The 905-nt window shown below is 42.0% G+C and carries 2 tRNA genes and 2 rRNA genes; all 4 read right to left on the bottom strand.

The window, feature by feature from the left end:
* Positions 1–106, bottom strand: a 23S ribosomal RNA gene (locus B7C41_RS19870); the annotation flags it as partial.
* A 428-nt stretch (positions 107–534) separates the two neighbouring features.
* Positions 535–611, bottom strand: a tRNA-Ile gene (locus B7C41_RS19865).
* A gap of 15 nt (positions 612–626) precedes the next feature.
* Positions 627–702: transfer RNA gene (locus B7C41_RS19860), tRNA-Ala, on the bottom strand.
* 104 nt (positions 703–806) lie between these two features.
* Positions 807–905 (bottom strand): 16S ribosomal RNA (locus tag B7C41_RS19855); the annotation flags it as partial.

The raw sequence follows: 905 nt of genomic DNA, 5'->3' as shown, positions 1-905 counted from the left end.
GGCTATAACGGTTTTTATCACCTCACCAAAGCTTTTCGCAGATTAACACGTCCTTCATCGCCTCTAACTGCCAAGGCATCCACCACATACGCTTAGTCACTTAACCATACAACCCTAAGTAGTCTTTTCTTATAAATAAGGCAAGATACAAAGTACACCGTGGTGACTAAACCACAGCAATTGTAAAGTCTGACATTTTCACGCACACAAAGTGTGTCTTGAATAAGAGTTGATACTTTCTAATAAAAGAAAATATCGGGTTGATTACGTCTCCGAGGAGGAGCCATAATCACCATCATTACTTCCCGATAAAAGAAGTAACAACAGCTTGGTATTTATAATTATACAAACAACAGCGCGACACCGTGTTTGACATATAAATACCGGTATTTATATCAGCTTTCCAGATTGTTAAAGAAGTAGTATCTAGCACGCATTCGGCTAAAAACTTGGTTTAAAAAACCAAACGTAAATCATCACTCTCAATTGAGAAGGATACCTTAAGTTTGGTCATTCAATTCTTTTGAAGAAGATTGGTAGGTCTGGGCAGACTTGAACTGCCGACCTCACCCTTATCAGGGGTGCGCTCTAACCAGCTGAGCTACAGACCTGCATAGTATAATAAGTGGTGGAGCTAAGCAGGATCGAACTGCTGACCTCCTGCGTGCAAGGCAGGCGCTCTCCCAGCTGAGCTATAGCCCCTTATTATGCTAGGGTTTTACGTTTTCTTCTTCTAATTCGTTATCATGTAATTTGTGTAGACACTCGTGAAACCGAGGTTTCCATTAAGCTGTTTTACTTCAAGATAAGGAGGTGATCCAACCCCAGGTTCCCCTAGGGTTACCTTGTTACGACTTCACCCCAGTCATGAATCACAAAGTGGTGACCGTCCTCCCGAAGGTTAA

This window comes from Cognaticolwellia mytili, from assembly GCF_002104475.1.
GTDB classification, from domain to species: Bacteria; Pseudomonadota; Gammaproteobacteria; order Enterobacterales; family Alteromonadaceae; genus Cognaticolwellia; species Cognaticolwellia mytili.
The sequence above is the reverse complement of the archived record's forward strand: the minus strand, read 5'-3'. Positions and strand labels throughout refer to the sequence as shown.